The organism is Adlercreutzia sp. CNCM I-6216, assembly GCF_977113345.1.
In genome coordinates this window covers 98,062-119,669 of the sequence record NZ_CDSBIE010000006.1, presented here as the reverse complement: position 1 = coordinate 119,669, position 21,608 = coordinate 98,062, and the positions used below count along the sequence as shown (strand labels likewise).

The following is a 21,608-nucleotide window of genomic DNA, read 5'->3' as shown; positions in this document are numbered from 1 at the left end:
CAGATAGAAACTTTGCGTGTAAGCCCGCCGTGCGCCTTGTTGGCCCGGCGGGTTTTTATGTGTGAGAACACGAAAGGGAGGTGAGCGCGATAGCTGCTCAAGAGCCCCGGCTCAACGATGAGATCACCACGCGCGAGTGCCGTCTCATCGATTTCGACGGGAACCAGATGGGCGTGTATCCCACGCACCAGGCCCAGCAGATCGCCGACGACATGAATCTCGATCTGGTGGAGATCGCTCCGAACGCCACGCCGCCCGTGTGCCGCATCATGGACTACGGGAAGTTCAAGTACGACCAGGCCATCAAGGCCAAGCAGGCTCGTAAGAACCAGAACAAGATCGAGGTCAAGGAGATGAAGTTCCGGCCGAAGATCGACGTGGGCGACTACACCACCAAGAAGAAGCACGTGCTGCGCTTTTTGGAGGCCGGCAACAAGGTGAAGATCACCATCATGTTCCGCGGCCGCGAGATGGCCCACCCCGAGCAGGGCCTCTCCATTCTCGAACGATTGGCCGACGACCTGAAGGACGTTGCCGTCATCGAGAACCAGCCGAAGATGGAGGGGCGCAACATGCACATGCTCATCGCGCCTCTGCCCGCGACCGCGAAAAAGAAAAAGGATTCCAAGAACGACGAAGGAAAGGACAACTAATGCCCAAGATGAAGACCCATCGCGGTATGGCCAAGCGCGTCCGCAAGACCGGTACCGGCAAACTCATGCGCGCCAAGGCGTTCAAGAGCCATATCCTCACCAAGAAGAGCCCCAAGCGCAAGCGCAACTTCCGCCACGAGACCGAGGTCGCCAAGGCGGATACCAAGGTCGTCGAGCGCCAGCTCGGCCTTCGCTAGTCCCATTCGTCTTCAAGGAGTGATTAAGATATGCCTCGTGTAAAGCGTTCCGTCCATGCCCGCAAGAAGCGTCGTACCGTCCTCAATCGTGCGAAGGGCTACTACGGTGCGAAGTCTCGTTCCTACCGCGCCGCGAAGGAGCAGGTGCAGCATTCGCTTCAGTACATGTACCGCGACCGTCGCAACAAGAAGCGCGAGATCCGTCGCCTGTGGATCACCCGCATCAACGCCGCGGCCCGCATCAACGGCCTGTCCTACTCGGTGTTCATGAACGGCCTGAAGAAGGCCGGCGTCGTGCTCGACCGCAAGGTGCTCGCCGACATGGCCGTGAACGACCCGACGGCCTTCGCCGCCCTGGTGGAAGTTGCGAAAAAAGCTGTGGCTTAATTTGCTTCGTTCGAAAGAGCGCACAAAGAAAGGACCCTTCGGGGTCCTTTTTCGTTGAGGGAGTGCGAGCGAGGGCTAAGCGCTTTGGGCGACGAGCTTAAGCTCGATGCGGGCGAAGGCGTCGTCCAGCTCGCCGAGAGGCTCCTCTTTGATGCTCTTTTCCGATAGGCCCTCCTCACCCATGAGCGTGCGGTAAAGGTACAGATCCGCCGCCTCGCGGGGGGACGCGGCGTTGGAGATGACGGCCTCGATGCCCGCTTCGTCCAAGGCCGCGAGGCCCTCGGGGGTGAATTGACGGGCTATGAGGGCATCGACGCCCATTTGCTGCAGGATGGAGGCCCGCTCGCGCGGAGTGAGCCCCATGTTCGGCACGTTGCTGCAGCCTGTGACGACGCCGCTTTGCGTGGTGTAACAGGCAAAGCTCGAGCAGGTGGCCGCAGCCGCGGCTATATCGAGTCCGTCGCAAGCGACAGCGATCTTCATGCAATATTCCCTTCCCCAGAAATACTGAGGTTACAATACCCGAACAATCCTCCGCTGAATGTGGAGTACGGCAAACGGAGGGTATCTTCCCGGCGAGCAGCCCGAACGTTGGACGGCTTGCCCGCTCGCGGGCGCAACGGGCCGCTGTGGTTCGGCTGCCACCGCCATGTTCCGGCAATGGTCGGCTTGTGCACGACTCCGTAGGGGCCGACTTCGGTCGGCCCTCTCGGCGATGGCGATCCTTGCGACAGGGAGCGACCAAGGTCGCCCCCTACGGAAAACTTATGACGTAGATGCTCTTAGCCGCGGCGCTTGCCGCCGCTGCGCTTGGCGGCGACGGCAGCGCGATGGGCGCGACCGGGGCGGAAGTCGCTCGACGTACGCGGCGCGCCGCTTGCCGCCGCGGAACCCGTCTTCGCGCGGTTGCCGCCCTTGGGCGCTTTGGATTTCGGAGCCGCCTTAGATCCCGTCCCGCTCTTCCTCGAGCTGTGCGCGGCGCCGGCGCTCTTGCCGCCCTGCTTCTTGCGCGTGCCGCGCTGGCGCGACTCGGCGGCAGCCTGCTCGGCACGCTCCTTCTCCTTGGCGCGGCGCTTCTCCTTCTTGGCGAGCTCGCGGGCGGCCGCTGCCAGCTCGGGGTCGCGTCGGGCATTGGCCCGCGTGGCGCGCTCGGCTGCGGCCTCGGCGGCCTCTTCCAAGTTGAAGCCCGCGATCTCGATCTCGGGGATGTCGCGCTTGATGAGCTTCTCGATGGCCGCCAGCTCGTCTTTGTTCTCGGGGCTGACGAAGGTGATCGCGAAGCCCTCGGCTCCGGCGCGGCCCGTGCGGCCGATGCGGTGCACGTAGTCCTCGGCCTGGGTGGGCACGTCGTAGTTCACCACATAGGACACTTCGTCGACGTCGATGCCGCGGGCCAGCACGTCGGTGGCCACGAGGATGTCGGTCTCGCCGGAGGCGAAGTTGTCCAGGGCGCGCTTGCGCTGGTTCTGGGAGCGGTCGGAATGGATGGCCTCGGCGTGGTAGCCGGCTCGCTTCAGCTTGCGGCAGGCAGCATCGGCCCGATGGCGCGTGCGGGCGAAGACGATGACGCGCTTGTGCCCCCGCTCCTTCAAAAGTGCCGCCAGAAGGTCGGGCTTCAGGGTGTGGGGCACGTGCGCGATGTACTGTTCCACGGTGTCGGCCGTCTCGCCCTTCGCGGCGATCTGCACAATGGCCGGATCGTCCAGCATGGCGTCCACCTGGTCGAGCACGCCCTTGTCGATGGTGGCCGAGAACAGAAGTGTCTGGCGGCTTTTCGGCGTCGCCTCCACGATGCGGCGCACCGAGGGGAGAAATCCCATGTCGAGCATGCGATCGGCCTCGTCCAGCACGAGCACTTGAACCTGGGAGAGGTCGACGGCCTTCTGGTTCATGAGGTCGATGAGGCGCCCCGGCGTGGCGATGAGCACGTCCACGCCGCGCGCGAGGCGGTCGATCTGCGGCTCGATCTTCACGCCGCCCACCACATTGGCGACGCGCAGGCCGCGGGTGCGGGCGATGGTTTGGCAGACTTCCTGAATCTGCATGGCCAGCTCGCGGGTGGGGGTGATGACGAGCATGGCCGGCGCCTTCTTGCGCTCGGCGCGGGCGAGGACGTCCAGGCTCGGCAGCGAGAAGGCGGCCGTTTTTCCCGTGCCGGTCTTGGCGGCGGCGATAATGTCGCGCCCCTGGAGGACGAGCGGGATGGCCTGGGCTTGAACGGGGGTCGGCTCGGTGTAGCCGAGATGATCGACGGCGGCAAGAACGGCGTCGGAAAGGCCGAGTTCGGCAAAGGTGGTCATGAAGCTCTCTTTCGTGGTTCGGATCGTGGCGGTAGCGGTTGGGGCGTCCTAGCGGACGTGGGCCGGCTTCTTGCCCCAGTAGAAGTGCAGGAAGTGCTTGGCCCGCAGCTTCGCGTCTCGCGGCGGTTCGCGCCGGATGAGGGCGAAGGTGGCCCGGGCGATGTCCTCGGCGGCGTTGGGGCGCCGCAGGATGGAGGCGTTCATCAGCATGGCATGGGCGCTCGCAGAGTGGTCGCTGATGTGGCGCAGGGTGTCCAAGAGCTCGCGAGGCGTGGTGGCGGCCATAGCGGCTCCGGCGGCGGTGAGCATGCGCACGTTGGCCTTCTCCTGGCCGTAGGCGCGGCCCAAGAGGATCATGGGCGCATGGGCGCACAAACACTCGGTCACCGTGAGGCCTCCCGGCTTGCAGATGACCACGTCGGCGGCCTCCATGAGCTCGGCCATGGCGTTCACGTAGCCGAGTACCGTGACGTTGGCCAGGCCGTATTCGGCCACCTGGCGCCGCAGCTCGCGCTCGTAGTCCTCGTCGGCCCCGGCGACGATCACCAGCTGCATCGAGGGCATCGCGTGCATGAAGGGGAGCATCTCCCCGATGGCGGCACGGAAGTGCACATAGGGTTGGGGGAGCTTCGCCCCGGCGAGCGCCAGCACCACCTGTTTGTCCTGCGGCAGTCCGAAGGCCTCGCGGGCCTTAGCGCGGTCGTAGGTTCGCGAGAAGGCGGGGCTGGCGGGGATGCCGGTGATGAGGATGCGGTCCTCGGGCACGCGCCGCGGGCGCAGCGTCTCGGCCATGGACTCGTTGGCGACGCAGAACAGGTCGGTGTGCAGATGGGGCCACAGCCCCTCGGCCTCGTAGTCGGTGGGCACGCAGACGATGGGGAAGCTCTGGCCCGTGATCATGCGAGCGCTCACGGCCACGTTGGCGGCGGTGATGTGGGTGGCGACGATGGCCGCCGGCCGCAGGCGGCGCACGTACTCGGTGAACTTCGGGTACATGAGGCGCGCCCAAATGGTGCCGCCGCCCCACAGAAGACGCCCAGTGAGGGTGTAGCGCCAGGTGAGGTCGTAGAAGGGACGCGTCCAGCCGGTGAACATGGAGGCGGTCTTGTCGCCGTCGAACACGATGCGCCCGAAATCGAGGATGTCGAGGACGCGCACTTCCGAGCGCGCTTCCAGCGAGTTGTCGTCCCCGGCCGCGCGGGCGGCCTCGCCGGCTTCCTCCAGCGCCTCGGCGATGGCGTTGGCTGCCGAGCGGTGGCCCGAGCCCACCGAGGCGTGCACTACGAGGATGAGCGGCCGGGCGACGGCCTCCTCGGCCGTGCGGGCCGGTTCGGCCAGGGCGCGCGCAATGGCCTCGGCGGCCGTGGCGCCTTGGGCGCCCGTGGCGAGGGGGGAGGGCGAGGGCTCGGCAGGGACGGCGAGCGTCTGGGCGGGGGCGGGAGCGATCGGAGCCGAGGGCTCCGTCGATTTCGATGCAGGTGTGTTCATGGAAGCTATCATAGCCTATTTTCCCCGCATCGGCCCCGCGTCGGCGGCAAGCCCGCCAAGATGCCAGAAAATCCGCTTATGGGTCGCAGGGGCTTTTCGCCGATTCGGTCAAAGTTTTTCTCGGGGGATTTTCCGCGCCCCCGCGTTCATTTAAGATAATGGACGCGGTCAACAATGGACAGGAGGTTTGTCTTCCCATGACCGATATAGCGACAGTTTCCAACGCCGAGGCCACGGCTGCCGCGGTGGATGCGGCCCGGCGCGGCGAGGGGGTGGCCGTGCTCGTCCCGTGCTACAACGAGGCGCCCACCATCGCTAAGGTGGTCTCCGACTTCCGCGCGGCGCTGCCCGAGGCGACGATCTACGTCTACGACAACAACTCCACCGACGGCACCGCGGACATTGCCGCGGCGGCCGGGGCGGTGGTGCGCCGGGAGTCCCGCCAGGGCAAGGGCAACGTGGTGAGAAGCATGTTCCGCGACATCGACGCCGAGTACTACCTCATGGTCGACGGCGACGACACCTACCCGGCCGAGGCCGCCGGCGACCTTCTGGCCCCGCTCGCGGCCGATGCGGCGGACATGACCGTGGGCGACCGCATCTCCAACGGCGCCTACGGCAAGGAGAACGAGCGGCCCTTCCACAACTTCGGCAACAACCTCGTGCGCCGGCTCATCCGCGTCATCTACGGCTACGCCTTCGAGGACGTCATGACCGGCTACCGCGCCTTCACCCGCGCCTTCGTGAAGACGATGCCCGTCATGAGCGGCGGCTTCCAGATCGAGACCGAGATCTCCATCTGGGCCGTGGACCGCCGCTGGCGGGTGGCCGACGTGCCCATCGACTACCGCGACCGGCCCGAGGGCTCGGAGAGCAAGCTGTCCACCTTCTCCGACGGCATGCTCGTGCTCGCGGCCATCGCGAGCCTGTTCCGCGACTACCGCCCCATGGCCTTCTTCGGATGGCTCGGCCTGGCGCTCGCCGTGGTGGGGCTGTGCTTCGGGCTGCCGGTGGTGGCGGAGTACCTCGGCACCGGCTACGTGGCGAAGCTCCCCTCGGCGGTGCTCGCCGTGGCGCTCATGATCGTGGCGGCGCTCTCCTGGACGGCCGGCCTCATCCTGGACACCGTGGCGAAGTCCCACCGGCGCCAGTGGGAGATGAGCGTGTACCGGGTGATGGAGGCGGATGCCGAGCGCTAGGGCCGTCGCCGAGAAAAAGCGAACGACGTCCTTGCAAAGTGCGGTGCACTCTGCCATACTATGCAAGCTGTTTTAAGCGGTCCCCATAGTCTAACGGTTAGGACGCGGCCCTTTCAAGGCTGAAATACGGGTTCGATTCCCGTTGGGGGCACCACTTGAGAATCGCTGAACCCCGCTTGCGAGCGGGGTTTCTTTATGAAAGGCCTCAGGGAGAATACGATGGGAAAGCTCGTCCAGCAGTTCATGAAGTTCGGCGTGGTGGGCGTTATCGCCTTCGTCATCGACTATGGCCTCATGGTGGCGCTCACAGAGCTGGCCGGCGTGAACTACCTCATCAGCGCCACCATCTCCTTCACGGTGTCGGTCGTCTTCAACTACCTGGCCTCCATGCGCTACGTGTTCACGCACAAGCAGGGGCTCTCGCGCCGGCGCGAGTTCGTCATCTTCGTGGTGCTCTCCGTGATCGGCCTGGGAGTGAACGATCTGCTCATGTGGCTCGGCTCGTCGGTTCTGGGCGTGAGCTACCTCATCGTGAAGATCGTTGCCACGGCCATCGTCATGGTGTACAACTTCGTGACGCGCAAGATCTTCCTCGACGGCGACACCGGCGCCGTTCTCGAGTAGCGAGCGGGCGACCCCTCCGTTTCGAAAACGAGTTGCGAACAGCGCGACTTGGTAGGTGAGGGACACGGTACTCGGTGCTAGAATGAGGGAAATCGCAGGTCGGCGTTGCGTCGGCTGCTTGGTTAGGAGGCAAGTCGTGGTTCCTTCCATAGAAGAGGGGCGCATCGTCCTCATCGCAAATCCCGTGTCGAAGAGCGGGCGGGGGGCCGTGGCCGCCTCCGAGGCGGCGCGGCTTCTGCGCGAGCGCGTGGGCGACGGGCGTTTCGAAATGCTTACCACGGCCTGGGCCGGCCACGGGGAGTCGCTGGCTCGCGAGCTGGGCCCCGACGTGGGTTGCGTCATCGCGCTCGGCGGCGACGGCCTGGTGAACGAGGTGGTGAACGGCCTTATGGCCCGCGCCCCCCAGGATCGCCCGGTCCTGGCCGTCATCCCCGTGGGCTCCGGCAACGATTACGCCGAGACGTTGGGCATGGCCTACTCCGTCCCCACGGCGGTCACCGAAATTCTGCGCTTTCAAACGGTGCGGGCCGACGTGGGGCGCGTCAACGGCCGCTACTTCGCCGAGACGCTCTCCTTCGGTTTGGACGCCGCTATCGCGCTTGACACCATGGACCGTCGCCAGAAGTCCGGCCGCGCCGGCACCATGCTCTATTTGGAAAGTGCCGTCGATCAGCTGTTCCACCACTTGCAGGTGTTTTCCTTCAAGATGGATGTCCTGGGGGCGGAGCCGGGATGCGCCCCTCATCCGGAATGGGACGATGCCTATCTGGTAGCCGTACAGGTGGGGCCCACCTACGGTGGCCACTTCCGCATCACGCCCAAGGCGCGCCTCGACGACGGGCTGCTCGACATCTGCTGGGCCACGCCGGAGCTTTCGTCCATGCGGGCGCTGGCGCTCCTTCTGCGCGCCCGGGGCGGCAAGCACACGGGAAGCGACCACATCCATTTCCGGCGAGCGTCCTCCCTCGTGCTCGACTTCGAGGAGGAGCCGCCGGCCCAGATGGACGGGGAGCCGGTTCACGGCACGCACTTCCTCATCGACTGCGTCCCCGACGCCCTCACCGTCGTTGTGGGCCAGCGGTAGGGCAATGAAAAAGCCCCGCGGGGGCGGGGCTTGCGCTTTGAAGGTGGTGCCCTCGACAGGATTCGAACCTGCGGCACCTTGCTCCGGAGGCAAGTGCTCTATCCCCTGAGCTACGAGGGCACGAATTCAGGGTCCCGACAGGCGGGTGCTGCGCTATTATAGGGCAATTGCGCCGCCACGGACGGCAAATCCGTAAAATACCCCTCAGATGGAACGAGAACGGAACAGGAGCCCCCAGTGATCGATACGTCCACCAGGAACGATAACGCCGCGTCCGACCGCTCCGTCGACACGGCGAAGGCTCAGGACGCGGCGGCCCCTGAGGTCGCGACGGCTCCCGCTTCGGCCCCGTGCGCCTCGGGCGCGCCCGGCGAGGTGGTGCCCATCGAGCGCATGAGCTTCGGGTCGGCGGCCGTGGGGCACCTGTCTGACGGCAAGACTGTGTTCGTGGAAGGGGCCGTGCCGGGCGATGTCGCCCGCGTGGAGCTGACCGAGGAGAAGCCCCGCTTCGCCCGCGGGCGTGCGGCCGAGATCCTTGAGGCCTCGCCCGACCGCGTGGCGCCCCCGTGCGCGGCGGGCTGCGGGGGATGTCCCTGGGCGCCCCTCGCCTACGAGGCTCAGCTTGTCGCCAAACGGGCGAACGTGGTGGACGCTCTAGTGCGCACGGCCCATATGGACGCGGCCCGCGCCGAGGCCCTTGTCGGTTCCTGCGTGCCCTCGAAACGCCAGTGGGGCTACCGCAACAAGCTGGAGCTGTCCTGCGGCGCCGACGGTGCCGGTCGCCTCATCTTGGGCATGCGTCCCGAAGGGGGCGCCGACGTCGTCTCGCTGGACGCGTGCCCCTTGGCCCACCGGAACATCGAAGGTGCCCCCAAGGCGCTTAGGGGCGCGCTACGCTACCTCTCCGGCGGCAGCGACCTGGGCCTGTTCCGCGTGGGGGTGCGCGGCAGCCTGCGCACCCGTGATGTGGAGATCGCCCTGTGGACGACCCCGGGTCCCTTCCCGCGGGCCGCGGCGGCCAAAACCCTCGCCAGCGCGCTGAAGAACACCTCCGTCGTCCGCGTCGTGGCCGACCCCGGGCGCGCCCGCAAGGTGAAGAAGGTGGAGGCCATCTCCGGCAAGGGCTGCTGGGAGGAGGAAGTGGCGGAAAGTCGCCTCCTTCTGAGCGCGCCCTCCTTCGCCCAGGTGAACACGGCTCAGGCCGAGAAGCTCGTCGAGCTGGTGCTCGCGGGTTTGGAAGTGGAGGCCGGCGACTACGTGGCCGACCTCTACGCCGGCGCCGGCACCTTCACGCTGCCGCTCGCCCGGGCCGGGGCCGAGGTGGTGGCCGTGGAGTCGGCGGGCAGCTCCGTGCGCGATCTGCGCCGCAACGCCGAGCGCGCCGGCGCCGACATCGACATTATCGGCGGGGATGCCGCCCGGGAGCTTCCCGAGCTGGGGGAGTTGGACGCGTTCGTGGTGGATCCGCCGCGCGCGGGGCTCGCCGAGGGGGTGGTGGCCTCCATCGCCGCCGCCTCGCCGCGGCGCGTGGCCTACGTCAGCTGCGACGCGTCCACCTGGGCCCGCGACGCGGCCCGTTTCGAGCAGGAGGGCTACCGTCTCATCCGCGCCACCCCCGTCGACCTCTTTCCGCAGACCTACCATGTGGAAGTGGTTAGCATTTTCGAGCGGTCCGGCTCCTAACCTGCTAGAATCATTCCCCGTATGCAATGAGACGCATTCGCGCCCGTAGCGCCCCCAAGCGCCGGCCGCCCGCGTCGCCGAGAACAAAGGAGGAGCCCCATGGCTCTCTACACCCCGGAATATCAGCCCACCGGCGAGGAGATTGCCGTCATCAACACCTCCAAGGGCACGATCCGCGTGCAGCTGGCGGGCAACGACGCCCCCATCCACGTCGGCAACTTCGTGGAGCTGGCGCAGAAGGGCTTCTACGACGGCCTGAAATTCCATCGCTACGTGCCCGGCTTCGTCATCCAGGGCGGCTGCCCCAACACCCGCGAGGCGACCCCCGAGCAGGTGGCCGCCGGCCGCGCCCCGGGCCTGGCCCCCTTCGGCACCGGCAACCCGGGCTACTCCATCAAGGAGGAGTTCACCACCAACCCGAACAACTCCCATGAGGACGGCGCGCTCGCCATGGCCCGCTCCATGGATCCCAACTCCGCCGGCTCGCAGTTCTACCTGTGCCTGGGCCCCCAGCACAACCTGGACTCCGGCTATACCGTGTTCGGCCAGACCATCGAGGGTAAGGACGTCATCGGCCAGCTGCGCGCCGGCGATGTCATCGAGTCCGTCGTCATCGAGAACGCCGCCGAGTAAGTACCGCCCCGCGAGAGGGGTCGGCGCCCGCCGTCCGAGCCGTCTCACCTCACTGCCGCGCCGCCTAAGCGGCCGCCCCGAATGTCGAGTGAAGGAAGTCTATGAACAACGAGTTATTCGATCGAGCAAATGAGCGCTACCGCCTGCGTGACTACCGCGGCGCGCTGATGGCTTTCACGGAATGCTTGCAGGACACGAACTTCCCGCTCACTCCCGGGGAAATGGGCCTTCTCTACCACCAGATCGGCAACTGTCTGGTGAAGCTGAAGAACCCGCGCGAGGCCATTCAGGCCTACAGCCAGGCCACGGCCGATACGGCCTATCGGGCGCTGGCGACGGTGGAGTGCAACCTCGGCATGGCCTACGCGTCGCTGCGCGACTACACGAACGCCATCAACTGCTTCGAGAAGTCGGTGGCCGACACGACCAACCCCACTCCCTACAAGTCCTACATGGGCATGGGCAACGCGCTCATGAAGCTCGGCAAGTCCGCCGAAGCCGGCGTGGCCTTCCGCGAGGCCGCTCTGGACGAGTCGAACCCCGACCCCACCAAGGCGCTTTTGAACCTGGGCGTCTGCTTCATGGCTCTGAACCGCCCGGCCGACGCCGTGGCCTCCTACGAGAGCGCCCTGCAGTTCGACATGCAGCCGGCCACGCGCAACAAGCTGCAGGCGAGCCTGGGGCAGGCCTACGTGGCCTGCGGCCAGATGGAGAAGGCGGTGCATGCCTTCGAGGAGGCCATCGCCGACAAGACGTACTACCTGTCCGATTCGGCCAGCGTCGACTACCAGCGCGCCGTGGGTGCCGTGGCCCAGGGAACGTCCGAGCAGAACCAGGCCACCCAGGTGCTGCAGCTGGCCGATATGTCGGGGCTCGACGTGGCCGCCGACGGCACGAGCGTCTACGACGAGGGCGCCTACGAGGGCGGCGACGTCTCCGAGGCCTTCTACTACGACGAGGGCACCTACGAGGCCGACCCGGCGAGCTTCCCCGGCTATGTGGGCGCCTACGAGAACGTCGACAACGACCGGTTCTTCACGGCCACCGACGCCGAGCTCGAGCAGTGGTCGCGCGGTCTGGCCAAGCAGGATCGCAAGCGCCGCAACGTCGGCTTGAAGATCCTGCTGTTCTTCGTCATCGTCATCGTGCTGGCCGCTGCGGCCGGCGTGTTCGCCTATACTCAGGGCTACGGCTACCCCACGGTGCAGACCGTGACCCAGGAGCTGTTCAGCGACCCGTCCGGTGCCGCTGACAAGGTGTTCTCCGCCGATGTGGACAAAGACGCCATCCCGGCCATGCTCGATCCGGTGGTGTCCGATTCCAACGTGACTATCGACGGCGTGAGCCGCTCCATGACCGAGTCCACGGTGTACGCCACGGCCACAACCGAGGAGGGCGGCGAGGTGCAGTACCGCATCTCCATGGTGCGCGACGGCATCACGTGGAAGGTCAGCAACGTGGAGCTGTACTTCCCGAGCCAGGCCTAAAGCGCATCGGGCCGTTTTCCGATTTCAGCAATCCCGGCCCGCGCCTTGCGGGCCGTCTGCAAGCAAGACCCTCAAACGAAAGGATTTCCATGGCTATCCAGCAGACCTACTCCATGATCAAGCCCGACGGCGTGCGCAACGGGCACATCGGCGAGATCATCAACCGCTTCGAGCGCGCCGGCCTCACCATCGAGCGCATGGAGCTGGGCATGGTCACCCCCGAGCAGGCGAAGGCCAACTACGCCGAGCACGAGGGCAAGCCCTTCTACGACGGCCTGATCGCGTACATCACCTCCGGCCCCGTGGTGAAGATGGTCGTCTCCGGCGAGGGCGCCGTGGCCAAGTGCCGCTCGCTCATGGGCGCCACCAACCCGGCCGAGGCGGCCCCGGGCACCATCCGCGGCGATTTCGGCCTCATCATGGACGAGAACGTGATCCACGGCTCCGACAGCCCTGAGTCCGCCGAGCGCGAGATCAAAATCTTTTTTAATTAAAAAAGATTAAGCTGACACTGCGAAGCCCCAATGCACCGATATTTGGCGCTTTCTCGCTTGCCCTCACGTACCTTAGTACGCTCGGCCGCGAGACGCGCCAACTATCGGCACCTTGGGGCTTCTCGCTGACCTTGCCAACAATGTGAGTTGGCAATGGCTCTATCGGAAAGCCCTGAGAGGGGCTTTTTTGCGTCTCTGTCTGGTTTTTCTGGGCCATCGGCCTGCGCGAGGGAGTGGGGCGGCGGAAGAGCCGTTACTATGGAAGGAGACGGAACCGTTGCGCGAACCGTTGCGCGCGCAGGACGTAAGGAACAGAATCGCCTATGCTGTATCGCGTCATTGACGAGACGGAGGCGCCGGCGCTCGTCGCCGCCTTCATGGAGCGCTACGAGGTGGTGGCGCCGGTCAAGCGGGGGGACAAGTACGTGTTCTCCGCCGTCGATTCCTTCGACGAGATCGCGCTGGACTACCCCACGACCATCGCCTCTCCCAAGAAGTACCTCCTGCCGGCCAAAGAGACCCTCTTCGAGTTCGATGCCGAGAATAACGAGGTGACCGATTACGCCGATGAGGTGCGCCCCCGGGTGCTCTTCGGCGTGCACGCCTGCGACATCAACGGCCTGCAGAACTTGAGCAGCGTCTTCAACGACCCGCGCTATCCCGATCCCTACTACGCGGCCCATGCCGCCGCCACGCTCATCGTCGGCGTCGCCTGCATGCCGTCGGCGAACTGCTTCTGCAACCTCATGGACGCCGAGGAGGCACGGGCCGCCTACGACCTGTTCCTCACGAACATCGGCGGCCGCTACCTCGTTTCCATCGGCAGCGTCGTGGCGGCGAACATCTTGGAGGCGGCCTGCGATGTCCGCGAGGCCACCGACGAGGACCGCATCGCGTTTCGCGCCGCCACCCGCGCGCGCCAGGAGGCCTTCAACCGGGACATCCCCGATATCCAGGAGATCCCCATGCTCATGGACGCCTTCCACGAGGACGAGTTCTGGGAGGAGCTGGGCGGCCGCTGCCTTTCCTGCAACGCCTGCGCGAACGTATGCCCCACCTGCTACTGCTTCGATATCCGCGACACGCTGGATCCGGGCGCGGCCACGGGGCGCCGCGAGCGCGTGTGGGACGCCTGCACCTCGCCGCAGTTCGCCATGGTGGCCGGCGGTCACAACTTCCGGCCCACGCCGGCCGCCCGCGTGCGGCACCGCATGTACCACAAGCTCAACGGCTTTCTGGCCAAGCACGACCGCAACCTCTGCGTGGGCTGCGGCCGCTGCGTTTCCGCCTGCAAAGTTGACATCAGCCCCATCGAGGTGCTGAAGTTCTTCGATCGAAAGGGGGCCTAAGAGCCATGGCGAACGACAACATCGTGGCCGTGCATCCCTTCCGCGACGCCGGGCGCGAGGCCACCGGCGCCGAGCTCATGCACGCGAACCCCTACCGTCCGTGGCCGGCGCGCATCACCTCCATCACCGAGCTCACGCCCACCGAGAAGCTCTTCGAGTTCCGCTTCGTGGACGAGCGCATCCGCGAGGCCTTCCGCCAGGAGCCGGGCCAGTTCGTGGAGCTGTCCATCTTCGGTGTGGGGGAGGCGCCCATCTCCATCTCGTCGTCGCCCACCAAGCAGGGCTTCATCGAGCTGTGCGTCCGCCGCACGGGCCGGTTCACCGAGCGGCTGCACCAGATGCAGTGCGGCGAGATCGTCGGCATCCGCGGGCCCTTCGGCCGCGGGTTCCCCATCGACGAGATGCGCGGCCACGACGTGCTTTTGGTGGCGGGCGGCCTGGGCATCGCGCCTCTGCGCTCGCTCATCAACAACATCCACGACGAGCGCAGCGAGTTCGGGAAAGTCACCATCATATACGGTTCCAAAAATCCCTCTGAGGTCATGTTCCGCAACCAGTTCGAGATGTGGAAGCACCGCAGGGATTTCGAGCTGCACCTGACCGTGGATCATCCCGACGATACGTGGGATGGGGAAGTGGGCCTGGTCACCAAGCCGTTCGAGCACTTGGAGATCGACCCGACGAACACCTTCGGCGCCCTTTGCGGGCCGCCGATCATGTACCGGTTCGTCGTGCAGGAGATGCGCAAGAAGGACATCCCCTACGATCGTATCTACATGAGCTTCGAGCGCCATATGAAGTGCGGCGTGGGCAAGTGCGGGCACTGCCAGGTGGGCCATCAGTACTGCTGTATCGACGGGCCCGTCTTCAACTATTGGGAAGCCAAGAACATTCAGGGGTCGATGTAAATGAGCGAGAACCTGTCACCGACCGCCGAGCGCCGTGCTCCCCGCGTGGTCGTTATCGGCCTGGCCAGCTGCTTCGGCTGCCAGATCAACATCACGAACATCGAGCGCCACCTCATGGACGTGCTCGGCCAGATCGATCTGGGATACTGGCAGCTGACAAGCTCGGTGCCGATGCCCGACGAGTTCGACGTGGCCGTCATCGAGGGGGCCGTCACCACCGAGGAGGCGGCCGAGACGGTACGCCGCGCCCGCGAGCGCGCGGGGAGCGTGATCGCCATCGGATCGTGCGCCGTCACCGGCGGCATTCCCGGCATGGCCTCAGGCGATCTGGCGGGTCATGTGGAGGCCGTCTACGGCGATGCGGCGCCCGATGCCTGCGGCGACCTGTTGGCGCCGCGGCCCGTGTCGGACGTTATCGACGTGGACGCAGAGGTGCGCTGCTGCCCGATTGACCCCTTCGAGTTCGTGCGCGTGCTCGACGGCGTTCTCTATGGAAGCAACCGGCTGCCGGCCACCTCGGCTTTGTGCGGCGAGTGCTCCCGCAACGAGAAGGGGTGCTTCTACAGGCAGGGCGTCATGTGCCTGGGACTCGTGACCCGGGCCGGCTGCGGGGCGAAGTGCCCGGCGCTGGGCCGTCCCTGCAACGGCTGCGCGGGGCTCTCTCCCGATTCCAACGTGGAGGCCGCCCGCTACGTCGTGGGAAAGCGCGGCCTTGAGGTCGCGCGCTTCAACGACGCCCTGGAGATGTTCAACGCCGTGGCGATAAACGCCGCGCAAGGGGAGGAGTAACCTCATGGCCGCCACCGAGATTTCCGTCGACCACATCGCCCGCGTCGAGGGCCACGGCGACATCCGCCTCGTTATCGAGGACGGCCAGGTCACGACCTGCGAGATGGCCGTGGTGGAGCCGGCGCGCCTGTTCGAATCCATGGTGCGGGGCCGCTCCTTCGAAGAGGTGCCCTACATCGCCTCCCGCGTCTGCGGCATCTGCTCGTCGAGCCACGTCGTCACCGACCTGCGCGCCATCGAGCAGGTCTTCGGTGTGGAAGTGACCGACCGCACCGAGGCCCTGCGGGAGCTTCTGCTCTACGGCTCCTACCTGCAGAACCACGGCACGCACCTGTTCGTGTTCGCCGCTCCGGACTTCCTGGGCCACAAGTCGGTGTTCCCGTTGGCCGAGGGCAACCCGGAGCTGTTCGAGCGCGCATTGGGGCTGAAGGCGCTGGGCAACGAGCTGTGCACCCTGGTGGGCGGCCGGTCCATCCATCCCATCACGGCGGTGGTGGGCGGGTTCACCCACGAGATCTCCGCCGACGAATACCTCCGTCTGGCCGAGGCCATGGACGACACGAGGGAATTCGCCCTGGCCAGTGTGGACTTGTTCCGCGACTTCGACACGGTGGACGTGCAGACCGAAGGCGACCTGCTCGCCATGGTCGCGCCGGGAACCTACCCGGTGTGCACCTCAGACACCCTGCGCTTCGTCCGCGCTGGCTACGACTTCAACGCCCAGGACGTGGAAGAGGAGATCGAGGAGTACCCGGTGGGGCATTCCGCCGCCTTCCTCGCCCGGGCCCGTCGCACGGGGCGCCCCTACATGACGGCGGCGCTCGCCCGCGTGAATGCCAGCTGGGACGCGCTTTCCAAGGACGCCCGCTACGCCGCCGCCAAGGCGGGACTGCGGCCCCCGGAGTACAACCCCTTCGCCAACAACATCGCCCAGGCGGTGGAGCTGGTGGACGTGCTCGACCGCTGCGCCGCGCTCTGCCGTCGTTTGGCCGCCGACGAGTTCGAGGGCTCAAGCGCGCCGGTTCCCTTCGAGGTGCGCGCCGGTCGCGGGGTGGGCTTCACCGAGGCCCCGCGCGGGGCGCTGTTCCATATCCTGGACATCAACGGGGAGGGCCGCATCGAGCGCGCCTCCATCATGACGCCCACGGCCCAGAACATCGCGAACCTGGAAGCGGACATGCGCCAGCTCGCCGGCAAGATGGTCGCCGGGGGCTACGACGCCGACCTCATCACCCTGGAAGTGGAGAAGCTCGTCCGCGCCTACGACCCCTGCCTCTCCTGCAGCGTGCATTAAGTTTTGGCAATGTAGGGCTCGGAGCCGCCGGGGTGGCCCGCGCGCAGGTTGCGCAGCGAACGGAACAGTCCAGTGGACTGTTCCGCCGAGCGAGCCATTGCTTGAGCACGGGCCACCCCGGCGGCTCCGAGCCCGGGCAATCCCTTACACCTATGGAGTTTCTAAGCCCCTAGGCCCCGTGTGATAAAATCTAAGGCTGACTGTAACCTATACGTATCCGAAGGGTTTGCCTGTATGTCATTCCTTGATTGGTTTTCGGGCCTGACCGGCCAGATGTCCGCGGACATGGCCATCGACCTGGGCACTGCCAATACCCTTGTTGCTATTACGGGGGAGGGCATCGTCATCAACGAGCCCTCCGTTGTCGCCATAGAAAAGTCCACTCAGCGCGTGCTGGCCGTCGGCCATGAGGCCAAGAACATGATCAACCACACGCCGGACGCGTTTTCCGCCGAGCACCCGCTCAAAGACGGCGTCATCGCCGACTACGATGTGACCGAGGCCATGATCTCGGCCTTCATCAACAAGGCGGCCGAGCGCAAGTACCCTTGGCAGCCCAAGCCCCGCATCGTCGTGTGCATCCCCTGCGGCGCCACCTCCGTTGAGAAACGCGCCGTGTTCGAGGCCACCATCCAGGCGGGCGCCCGCCAGGCCTACCTCATCGAGGAGCCCATGGCCGCCGCTATGGGCGCCGATCTGCCCGTGACCGAGCCGACCGGTTCCATGGTGGTCGATATCGGCGGCGGCACCACGGAGGTGGCCGTCATCTCGCTCGGCGGCATTGTGACGTCCAGCTCGCTTCGTTTGGCCGGCAACCGGCTCGACGAGGCCATCGCCATGCACCTGCGCGATTTGCTCGGCATCAAGATCGGCGAGCGCACGGCCGAGGTCATCAAGATCAAGATCGGCTCCATCCTGCCCTTCGAGGACGGGCGCGAGCGCGACATGATCATCTCCGGCCAGGACGTCTACACCGAGCAGCCCAAGGAGGTCACCATCCAGTCCGAGGACGTGCGCGCGGCGCTTCAGGCCCCCATCGAGGAGATGGTGCTGCACATCAAGGACACCTTCAAGAAGACCAACCCCGACCTGGCGAGCGACATCATCCAGAACGGTATTCTGCTCACGGGCGGCGGCGGCCTGCTCTCGGGCCTCGACCGCTACCTCACCGACAAGCTGGAGATTCCCGTGTGGGTGTCCGAGACGGCGCTGACCAACGTGGTGTCGGGCTGCCTGAAGGTGCTCGAGACGCCGACGGCCCTCAAGCAGACGCTCATGCGCTCGAAGTAGGTCTTTCGCTTCCTATGGCTCTCAACTTTCAGCAACACGAACCGGCCTCCGCGGGCCGGCTCTCGCTCATTATCGCGCTGGCGGTTTCGCTGGTGTGCATCGGCCTGTACCAGGCCGAGGGCGCTACAGGCCCCCTGCATTCCCTTCAGTCCGCCGTGGAGGGCGCCATGGTGCCCCTGCAGCGGGCGAGCGCGCCTCTCACCGAGGCCGTGGACGACGCCGGCGTCGCGGCGGCCGAGGGCGGCGTCACCGAGGAGACCTACGCGACGTTGCGCCAGCAGAACGAGCAGCTCGTGCAGCAGCTGGCCGCCGCCGAGGAGCAGCGTCTCGAGAACGAGCGGCTGCGCGGCCTTCTGAACCTGCGCGACACCTACGAGATCACCGGCGTGTCCGGCCGCGTCATCGGGCGGACCACCGACGCGTGGAACCAGACGGTGACCCTGGACGTCGGATCGAGCTCCGGCGTGGAAACGGGGCTCACCGTGCTCGGCCCCACGGGCGTCGTGGGCCAGGTCATCTCCGTGGACGGCGGCTCGTGCCGGGTGCGCCTGCTCACCGATCCGCAGTCCGGGGCGGCCGCCATGGTGCAGTCGAGCCGGGCCGAGGGCATCGTGCGCGGCTCCATGGACGGCCTGCTCTATCTGGAGAACATCGGCGCGGACGTGAACGTGCAGGTGGGTGACGTGGTTCTCACGAGCGGCCTGGGCGGGAGCTACACCCGGGGCCTCATCATCGGCACGGTGGTGCGCGTCGAGGGCAGCGCCGGCAGCGACACCCGCAAGATCGTCGTGGCCCCCAACGACACCGTGAGCCTCATGGAGGAGGCGCTCGTGGTGTTCTCCGCGGCCGACGACGCCGCCGACCGCACCGTGACGGCGCCCACGAGCGCCGACGGCGGCGAGGGAGCGTCCGGTTCCGGCTCGGGCGATTCCGGCGACGGCAACGATACCGGCAGCGGTGACGACAGTGCCAGCGGCGACGGCTCCGGCGACGATGCGGGCCGCTCTGACGGCACCGAAGGAGGCGAGGCCGCATGATGGAACTTTCCCGCGAGACGGTGGCGGGCGTCATCGGCGCCGTCATCGCCGTGCTTCTGCAGATAACCGTGGCGCCGGCCATCACGCTGTTCGAGGCCGTGCCCAACTTCATCGTGGCCTTTTGCATCGTGCGCGCCGTGGCCACGCCGGCTTCGGCCGGGTCGGTCATGCCGCTGGTTTTGGGCCTTCTCTTCGACCTCATGGGCGGCGGTCCTGTGGGAGGGATGGCCTTTGTGCTCGTGCTGGTAACGTTTCTGGCCTCGCGGCTGTTCATGGCGCTCAACAACGATACCCTGTTCATGCCGGTGGCCATCATGCTGGCGTGCATCATGCTCGTCGAGGTGATGTACGGGCTCATCGTCGTGGTCTGCGGCGCCGACGTGCCCTTGGGGGAGGCCTTCCTCTACCGCACGCTGCCCTGCATGCTCTACGACTGCGTCATCGGCCTTTTGCTGTATCCGATCGCCGCCCGGGTGATGGTCGATCGCCCGCGCGTCCAACCCGGGACGCCGGTCCTTCGTTAGGAAGGGGGAGCCGTGCTCGTAGCTATCATCGTCGCCGTCCTGGCGGCGGTCATCGTCATTGTGGCCGTGGCGGCGGCCCTCGCCCTGCGCGCCCGCAGGGAGACGCCCTCGGTCGGCCGCGCCAAGGGGGTCTCGGAGCTTTCCACCGTGGGCGTGGGAAGCTCGCCCTTCGAGCGCCGTTCCAAGGCCCAGGCCGCCCGCGAGGGCGATGTGACCGTGTCCAGCTCCGAGCCCGGGGCCGCGTCGAAGAAGCCCTCTGACGAGCTGGGACGCCGCTTTGCGGGTCTGGCGGCGGCGGCCGTGGCCATCTTTGGCGCCCTGTCGGCGAAGCTGTGGTCCATGCAGATCGCGGGATCTGAGGCCTACGCCCAGGCAGCGGAGGAGAACCTGTACACCACGGTGAAGACGCCCGCCCCCCGCGGCTGCATCTACGACACCAACGGCGAGGCTTTGGTGGTGAACCGCCCGAGCCAGACCGTCGTGGCCGACCCTGAGGTGGCCGACAACCGCGATGTCGTGCGCCGGCTCTCCACGGTGCTGGGGCTTCCCGCCAACGTGGTGCTCCAGCGCATCAACGATGCCGCCGCCGGCGCTCAGAGCCTGCGCGTGGTGGGGGAGGACGTGCGCCTGCGCGACGTGGCCTTCATCGCCGAGCATGCCGACGCTTTCCCCGGCGTCACCGTGGAGGAGCGCTCCCAGCGCGAGTATCCCTACGGGGCGCTGGCGGCCCATGTGCTCGGCTACACCGGCTCGCCCTCGGCTGCCCGGCTCGAGGAGAAGATTGAGGGCCGCGACATCCTCGCCATCGACGTGGTGGGCAACGCTGGGGTGGAGGCCACCTACGACGCGTACTTGTCCGGCGAGCACGGCGAGAGCCAGGTCATGGTGGACGCCAACGGCCGGCGCATCTCGGTCATGAGCGACATCAAGGACACCAAGGGCAACGACCTCTACCTCACCATCGACGCCAGGGCTCAGTACGTGGCCGACGCGGCCCTGGCCAAGCTCATCGCGCCATCGGGCGGCGTCATCGGCACGGGCAAGGGCTCCAAGGGCGCCGTTGTGGCACTTGACGTGACCGACGGGTCGGTGCTCGTTATGTCAAGCTTCCCCACCTTCGACCCGACGAATTTCACCGGTGCCTTCTCCCAGGAACTCATGGATAGGTACAACTCCGAGGAGGCCTACGCGCCGCTGAACAACAACGTGGTGTCCGGCCAGTTCATGGCCGCCTCCACCTTCAAGGCCTTCACCTCCTTAGCTGGCCTGGAGTACGGCTTCGCCACGGAGAGCAGCTCGTGGAACTGCACGGGCAAGTGGGACGGCTTCGGCACTGGGGACGTGCAGCGCTGCTGGAAGCACGACGGCCATGGGACGCTCGATCTGCACGGGGGCATCGTGAACTCCTGCGACACGGTCTTCTACGAGATCGGCAAGGCTTTCTACGACCATGGGCCCGCCGGCACCGGCGAGATATCGGAGACGGCGCTCCAGGACTACCTGGGGCAGTTCGGCTTCGGCGAGAAGACCGACATCGATCTGGGCGGCGAGGCTGTGGGCGTCATTCCCACCCCGGCCTGGAAGGCCGAGCGCTGGCAGAACGTGCCCTCGGAGGCCACGTTCCGCGGCGGCGACTACACCAACATGATCATCGGCCAGGGCGATGTGCTCGTGACGCCCTTGCAGGTGGCCTGCGCCTACGCCGGCGTGGCCACGGGCCGCATCATGCGGCCGCACCTTCTGAAGGAGGTGCGCAACAGCGAGGGCGAGACGGTCGTCACCTACGAGCCGGTCGTCGAGCGTACGCCCGAGGTGACCGAGGCCCATCTGGCCTACGTGCGCGACGCGCTGCACGGCATGGTGCAGGAGTCCCACTCCGTGGCGCCCTTGTTCGAGGAGCTGGGAATCGATGCGGCCGGCAAGTCCGGCACCGGCGAGAAGCAGGATCAGAACGACACGGCATGGTTCGTGGCCTACGCCCCCTACAACGATCCGAAGTACGTCGTGGCCTGCGTGGTGGAGCAGGGCGGCGGCGGATCGGACACCGCGGCGCCGGTGGTGGCCGAGGTCATGGGCGCGCTCATGGACTGCGCCGCCGGCACGTCCTCGGTGAAGCCGGAGCGCATCTCCGGCTCGCCCGGCGAGTCCGTCGCCATCGCCAACGACTCCGGCGGCCGTGAGGACTAGC

21 protein-coding genes and 2 tRNA genes are annotated in these 21,608 nt (G+C 66.6%); 19 read left to right on the top strand and 4 right to left on the bottom strand.

What is annotated here, in order from left to right; translation table 11 throughout:
* Nucleotides 1–80: 80 nt before the first annotated feature.
* Genes infC through rplT form a run of 3 tightly spaced genes read left to right on the top strand, consistent with a single transcriptional unit; the run spans nt 81 to nt 1,237 of the window.
* Nucleotides 81–653: a translation initiation factor IF-3 gene (infC, locus tag ACYVRU_RS07335; protein WP_022739721.1), complete on the top strand. Its 573-nt coding sequence runs from the start codon at nt 81–83 to the stop codon at nt 651–653.
* Nucleotides 653–850 carry a 50S ribosomal protein L35 gene (rpmI, locus tag ACYVRU_RS07330; RefSeq protein WP_022739722.1) on the top strand — a complete coding sequence of 66 codons (198 nt, stop codon included), beginning with the start codon at nt 653–655 and terminating at the stop codon, nt 848–850. Before infC ends, rpmI begins: the two co-directional genes overlap by 1 nt.
* Nucleotides 851–880: 30 nt before the next feature.
* Nucleotides 881–1,237 (top strand): 50S ribosomal protein L20, encoded by a 357-nt coding sequence (rplT, locus tag ACYVRU_RS07325; RefSeq protein WP_114539739.1) that lies wholly within the window; start codon nt 881–883, stop codon nt 1,235–1,237.
* A gap of 75 nt (nt 1,238–1,312) precedes the next feature.
* On the opposite strand, the gene ACYVRU_RS07320 is transcribed toward rplT, so the two are convergent.
* The 3 genes from ACYVRU_RS07320 to ACYVRU_RS07310 all read right to left on the bottom strand — a co-directional run bounded on the left by ACYVRU_RS07320 (nt 1,313) and on the right by ACYVRU_RS07310 (nt 5,025).
* Nucleotides 1,313–1,720, bottom strand: a complete 408-nt coding sequence (locus tag ACYVRU_RS07320; protein ID WP_114539740.1) for a NifB/NifX family molybdenum-iron cluster-binding protein — start codon at nt 1,718–1,720, stop codon at nt 1,313–1,315.
* A gap of 299 nt (nt 1,721–2,019) precedes the next feature.
* Nucleotides 2,020–3,537 carry a DEAD/DEAH box helicase gene (locus tag ACYVRU_RS07315; RefSeq protein ID WP_114549525.1) on the bottom strand — a complete coding sequence of 506 codons (1,518 nt, stop codon included), beginning with the start codon at nt 3,535–3,537 and terminating at the stop codon, nt 2,020–2,022.
* A gap of 48 nt (nt 3,538–3,585) precedes the next feature.
* On the bottom strand, nt 3,586–5,025 hold the full coding sequence (locus tag ACYVRU_RS07310) for a glycosyltransferase (protein ID WP_161127158.1): 1,440 nt from the start codon (nt 5,023–5,025) through the stop codon (nt 3,586–3,588).
* 197 nt (nt 5,026–5,222) lie between these two features.
* On the opposite strand from ACYVRU_RS07310, the gene ACYVRU_RS07305 reads away from it, so the two are divergent.
* The 4 genes from ACYVRU_RS07305 (at nt 5,223) to ACYVRU_RS07290 (ending at nt 7,932) form a co-directional block, all read left to right on the top strand.
* Complete coding sequence (locus ACYVRU_RS07305; protein WP_114549651.1) at nt 5,223–6,224, top strand: glycosyltransferase family 2 protein; 1,002 nt, start codon at nt 5,223–5,225, stop codon at nt 6,222–6,224.
* A 79-nt stretch (nt 6,225–6,303) separates the two neighbouring features.
* Nucleotides 6,304–6,378: transfer RNA gene (locus tag ACYVRU_RS07300), tRNA-Glu, on the top strand.
* Nucleotides 6,379–6,443: 65 nt separating this feature from the next.
* On the top strand, nt 6,444–6,848 hold the full coding sequence (locus tag ACYVRU_RS07295) for a GtrA family protein (protein ID WP_114539743.1): 405 nt from the start codon (nt 6,444–6,446) through the stop codon (nt 6,846–6,848).
* A 136-nt stretch (nt 6,849–6,984) separates the two neighbouring features.
* Nucleotides 6,985–7,932: a diacylglycerol/lipid kinase family protein gene (locus ACYVRU_RS07290; RefSeq protein WP_231699479.1), complete on the top strand. Its 948-nt coding sequence runs from the start codon at nt 6,985–6,987 to the stop codon at nt 7,930–7,932.
* 44 nt (nt 7,933–7,976) lie between these two features.
* On the opposite strand, the gene ACYVRU_RS07285 is transcribed toward ACYVRU_RS07290, so the two are convergent.
* Nucleotides 7,977–8,052: transfer RNA gene (locus ACYVRU_RS07285), tRNA-Arg, on the bottom strand.
* A 117-nt stretch (nt 8,053–8,169) separates the two neighbouring features.
* Between ACYVRU_RS07285 and rlmD the strand changes: the two genes are divergently transcribed.
* From rlmD to mrdA, 12 genes are all read left to right on the top strand, one after another.
* A complete protein-coding gene (gene rlmD, locus ACYVRU_RS07280) occupies nt 8,170–9,615 on the top strand; it encodes a 23S rRNA (uracil(1939)-C(5))-methyltransferase RlmD (RefSeq protein ID WP_315969921.1) in 1,446 nt (481 codons plus the stop codon).
* A 99-nt stretch (nt 9,616–9,714) separates the two neighbouring features.
* Nucleotides 9,715–10,248, top strand: coding sequence for a peptidylprolyl isomerase (locus ACYVRU_RS07275; protein WP_114549649.1), 534 nt, complete (start codon nt 9,715–9,717; stop codon nt 10,246–10,248).
* Between the two features lie 101 nt (nt 10,249–10,349).
* Nucleotides 10,350–11,735: a tetratricopeptide repeat protein gene (locus tag ACYVRU_RS07270; protein WP_302403548.1), complete on the top strand. Its 1,386-nt coding sequence runs from the start codon at nt 10,350–10,352 to the stop codon at nt 11,733–11,735.
* 89 nt (nt 11,736–11,824) lie between these two features.
* Nucleotides 11,825–12,229: a nucleoside-diphosphate kinase gene (ndk, locus tag ACYVRU_RS07265; protein WP_114539746.1), complete on the top strand. Its 405-nt coding sequence runs from the start codon at nt 11,825–11,827 to the stop codon at nt 12,227–12,229.
* Nucleotides 12,230–12,552: 323 nt separating this feature from the next.
* Entirely contained in the window at nt 12,553–13,578 is a 1,026-nt protein-coding gene (locus ACYVRU_RS07260; protein ID WP_330038083.1) for a 4Fe-4S dicluster domain-containing protein, read from the top strand.
* 5 nt (nt 13,579–13,583) lie between these two features.
* Nucleotides 13,584–14,486, top strand: coding sequence for an FAD/NAD(P)-binding protein (locus ACYVRU_RS07255; RefSeq protein ID WP_022739735.1), 903 nt, complete (start codon nt 13,584–13,586; stop codon nt 14,484–14,486).
* Complete coding sequence (locus ACYVRU_RS07250) at nt 14,487–15,275, top strand: NADH-quinone oxidoreductase subunit B family protein (protein ID WP_418997144.1); 789 nt, start codon at nt 14,487–14,489, stop codon at nt 15,273–15,275.
* Nucleotides 15,276–15,279: 4 nt separating this feature from the next.
* On the top strand, nt 15,280–16,569 hold the full coding sequence (locus ACYVRU_RS07245; RefSeq protein ID WP_461185932.1) for a Ni/Fe hydrogenase subunit alpha: 1,290 nt from the start codon (nt 15,280–15,282) through the stop codon (nt 16,567–16,569).
* Between the two features lie 234 nt (nt 16,570–16,803).
* Entirely contained in the window at nt 16,804–17,859 is a 1,056-nt protein-coding gene (gene mreB, locus ACYVRU_RS07240) for a rod shape-determining protein (RefSeq protein WP_022739738.1), read from the top strand.
* Between the two features lie 14 nt (nt 17,860–17,873).
* Nucleotides 17,874–18,896 carry a rod shape-determining protein MreC gene (gene mreC, locus ACYVRU_RS07235; protein ID WP_461185931.1) on the top strand — a complete coding sequence of 341 codons (1,023 nt, stop codon included), beginning with the start codon at nt 17,874–17,876 and terminating at the stop codon, nt 18,894–18,896.
* A complete protein-coding gene (gene mreD / locus ACYVRU_RS07230) occupies nt 18,893–19,420 on the top strand; it encodes a rod shape-determining protein MreD (RefSeq protein WP_302568824.1) in 528 nt (175 codons plus the stop codon). The genes mreC and mreD overlap by 4 nt, the downstream gene beginning before the upstream one ends.
* 12 nt (nt 19,421–19,432) lie before the next feature.
* Nucleotides 19,433–21,607 carry a penicillin-binding protein 2 gene (mrdA, locus tag ACYVRU_RS07225; RefSeq protein ID WP_302233867.1) on the top strand — a complete coding sequence of 725 codons (2,175 nt, stop codon included), beginning with the start codon at nt 19,433–19,435 and terminating at the stop codon, nt 21,605–21,607.
* Nucleotide 21,608 lies beyond the last annotated feature (1 nt).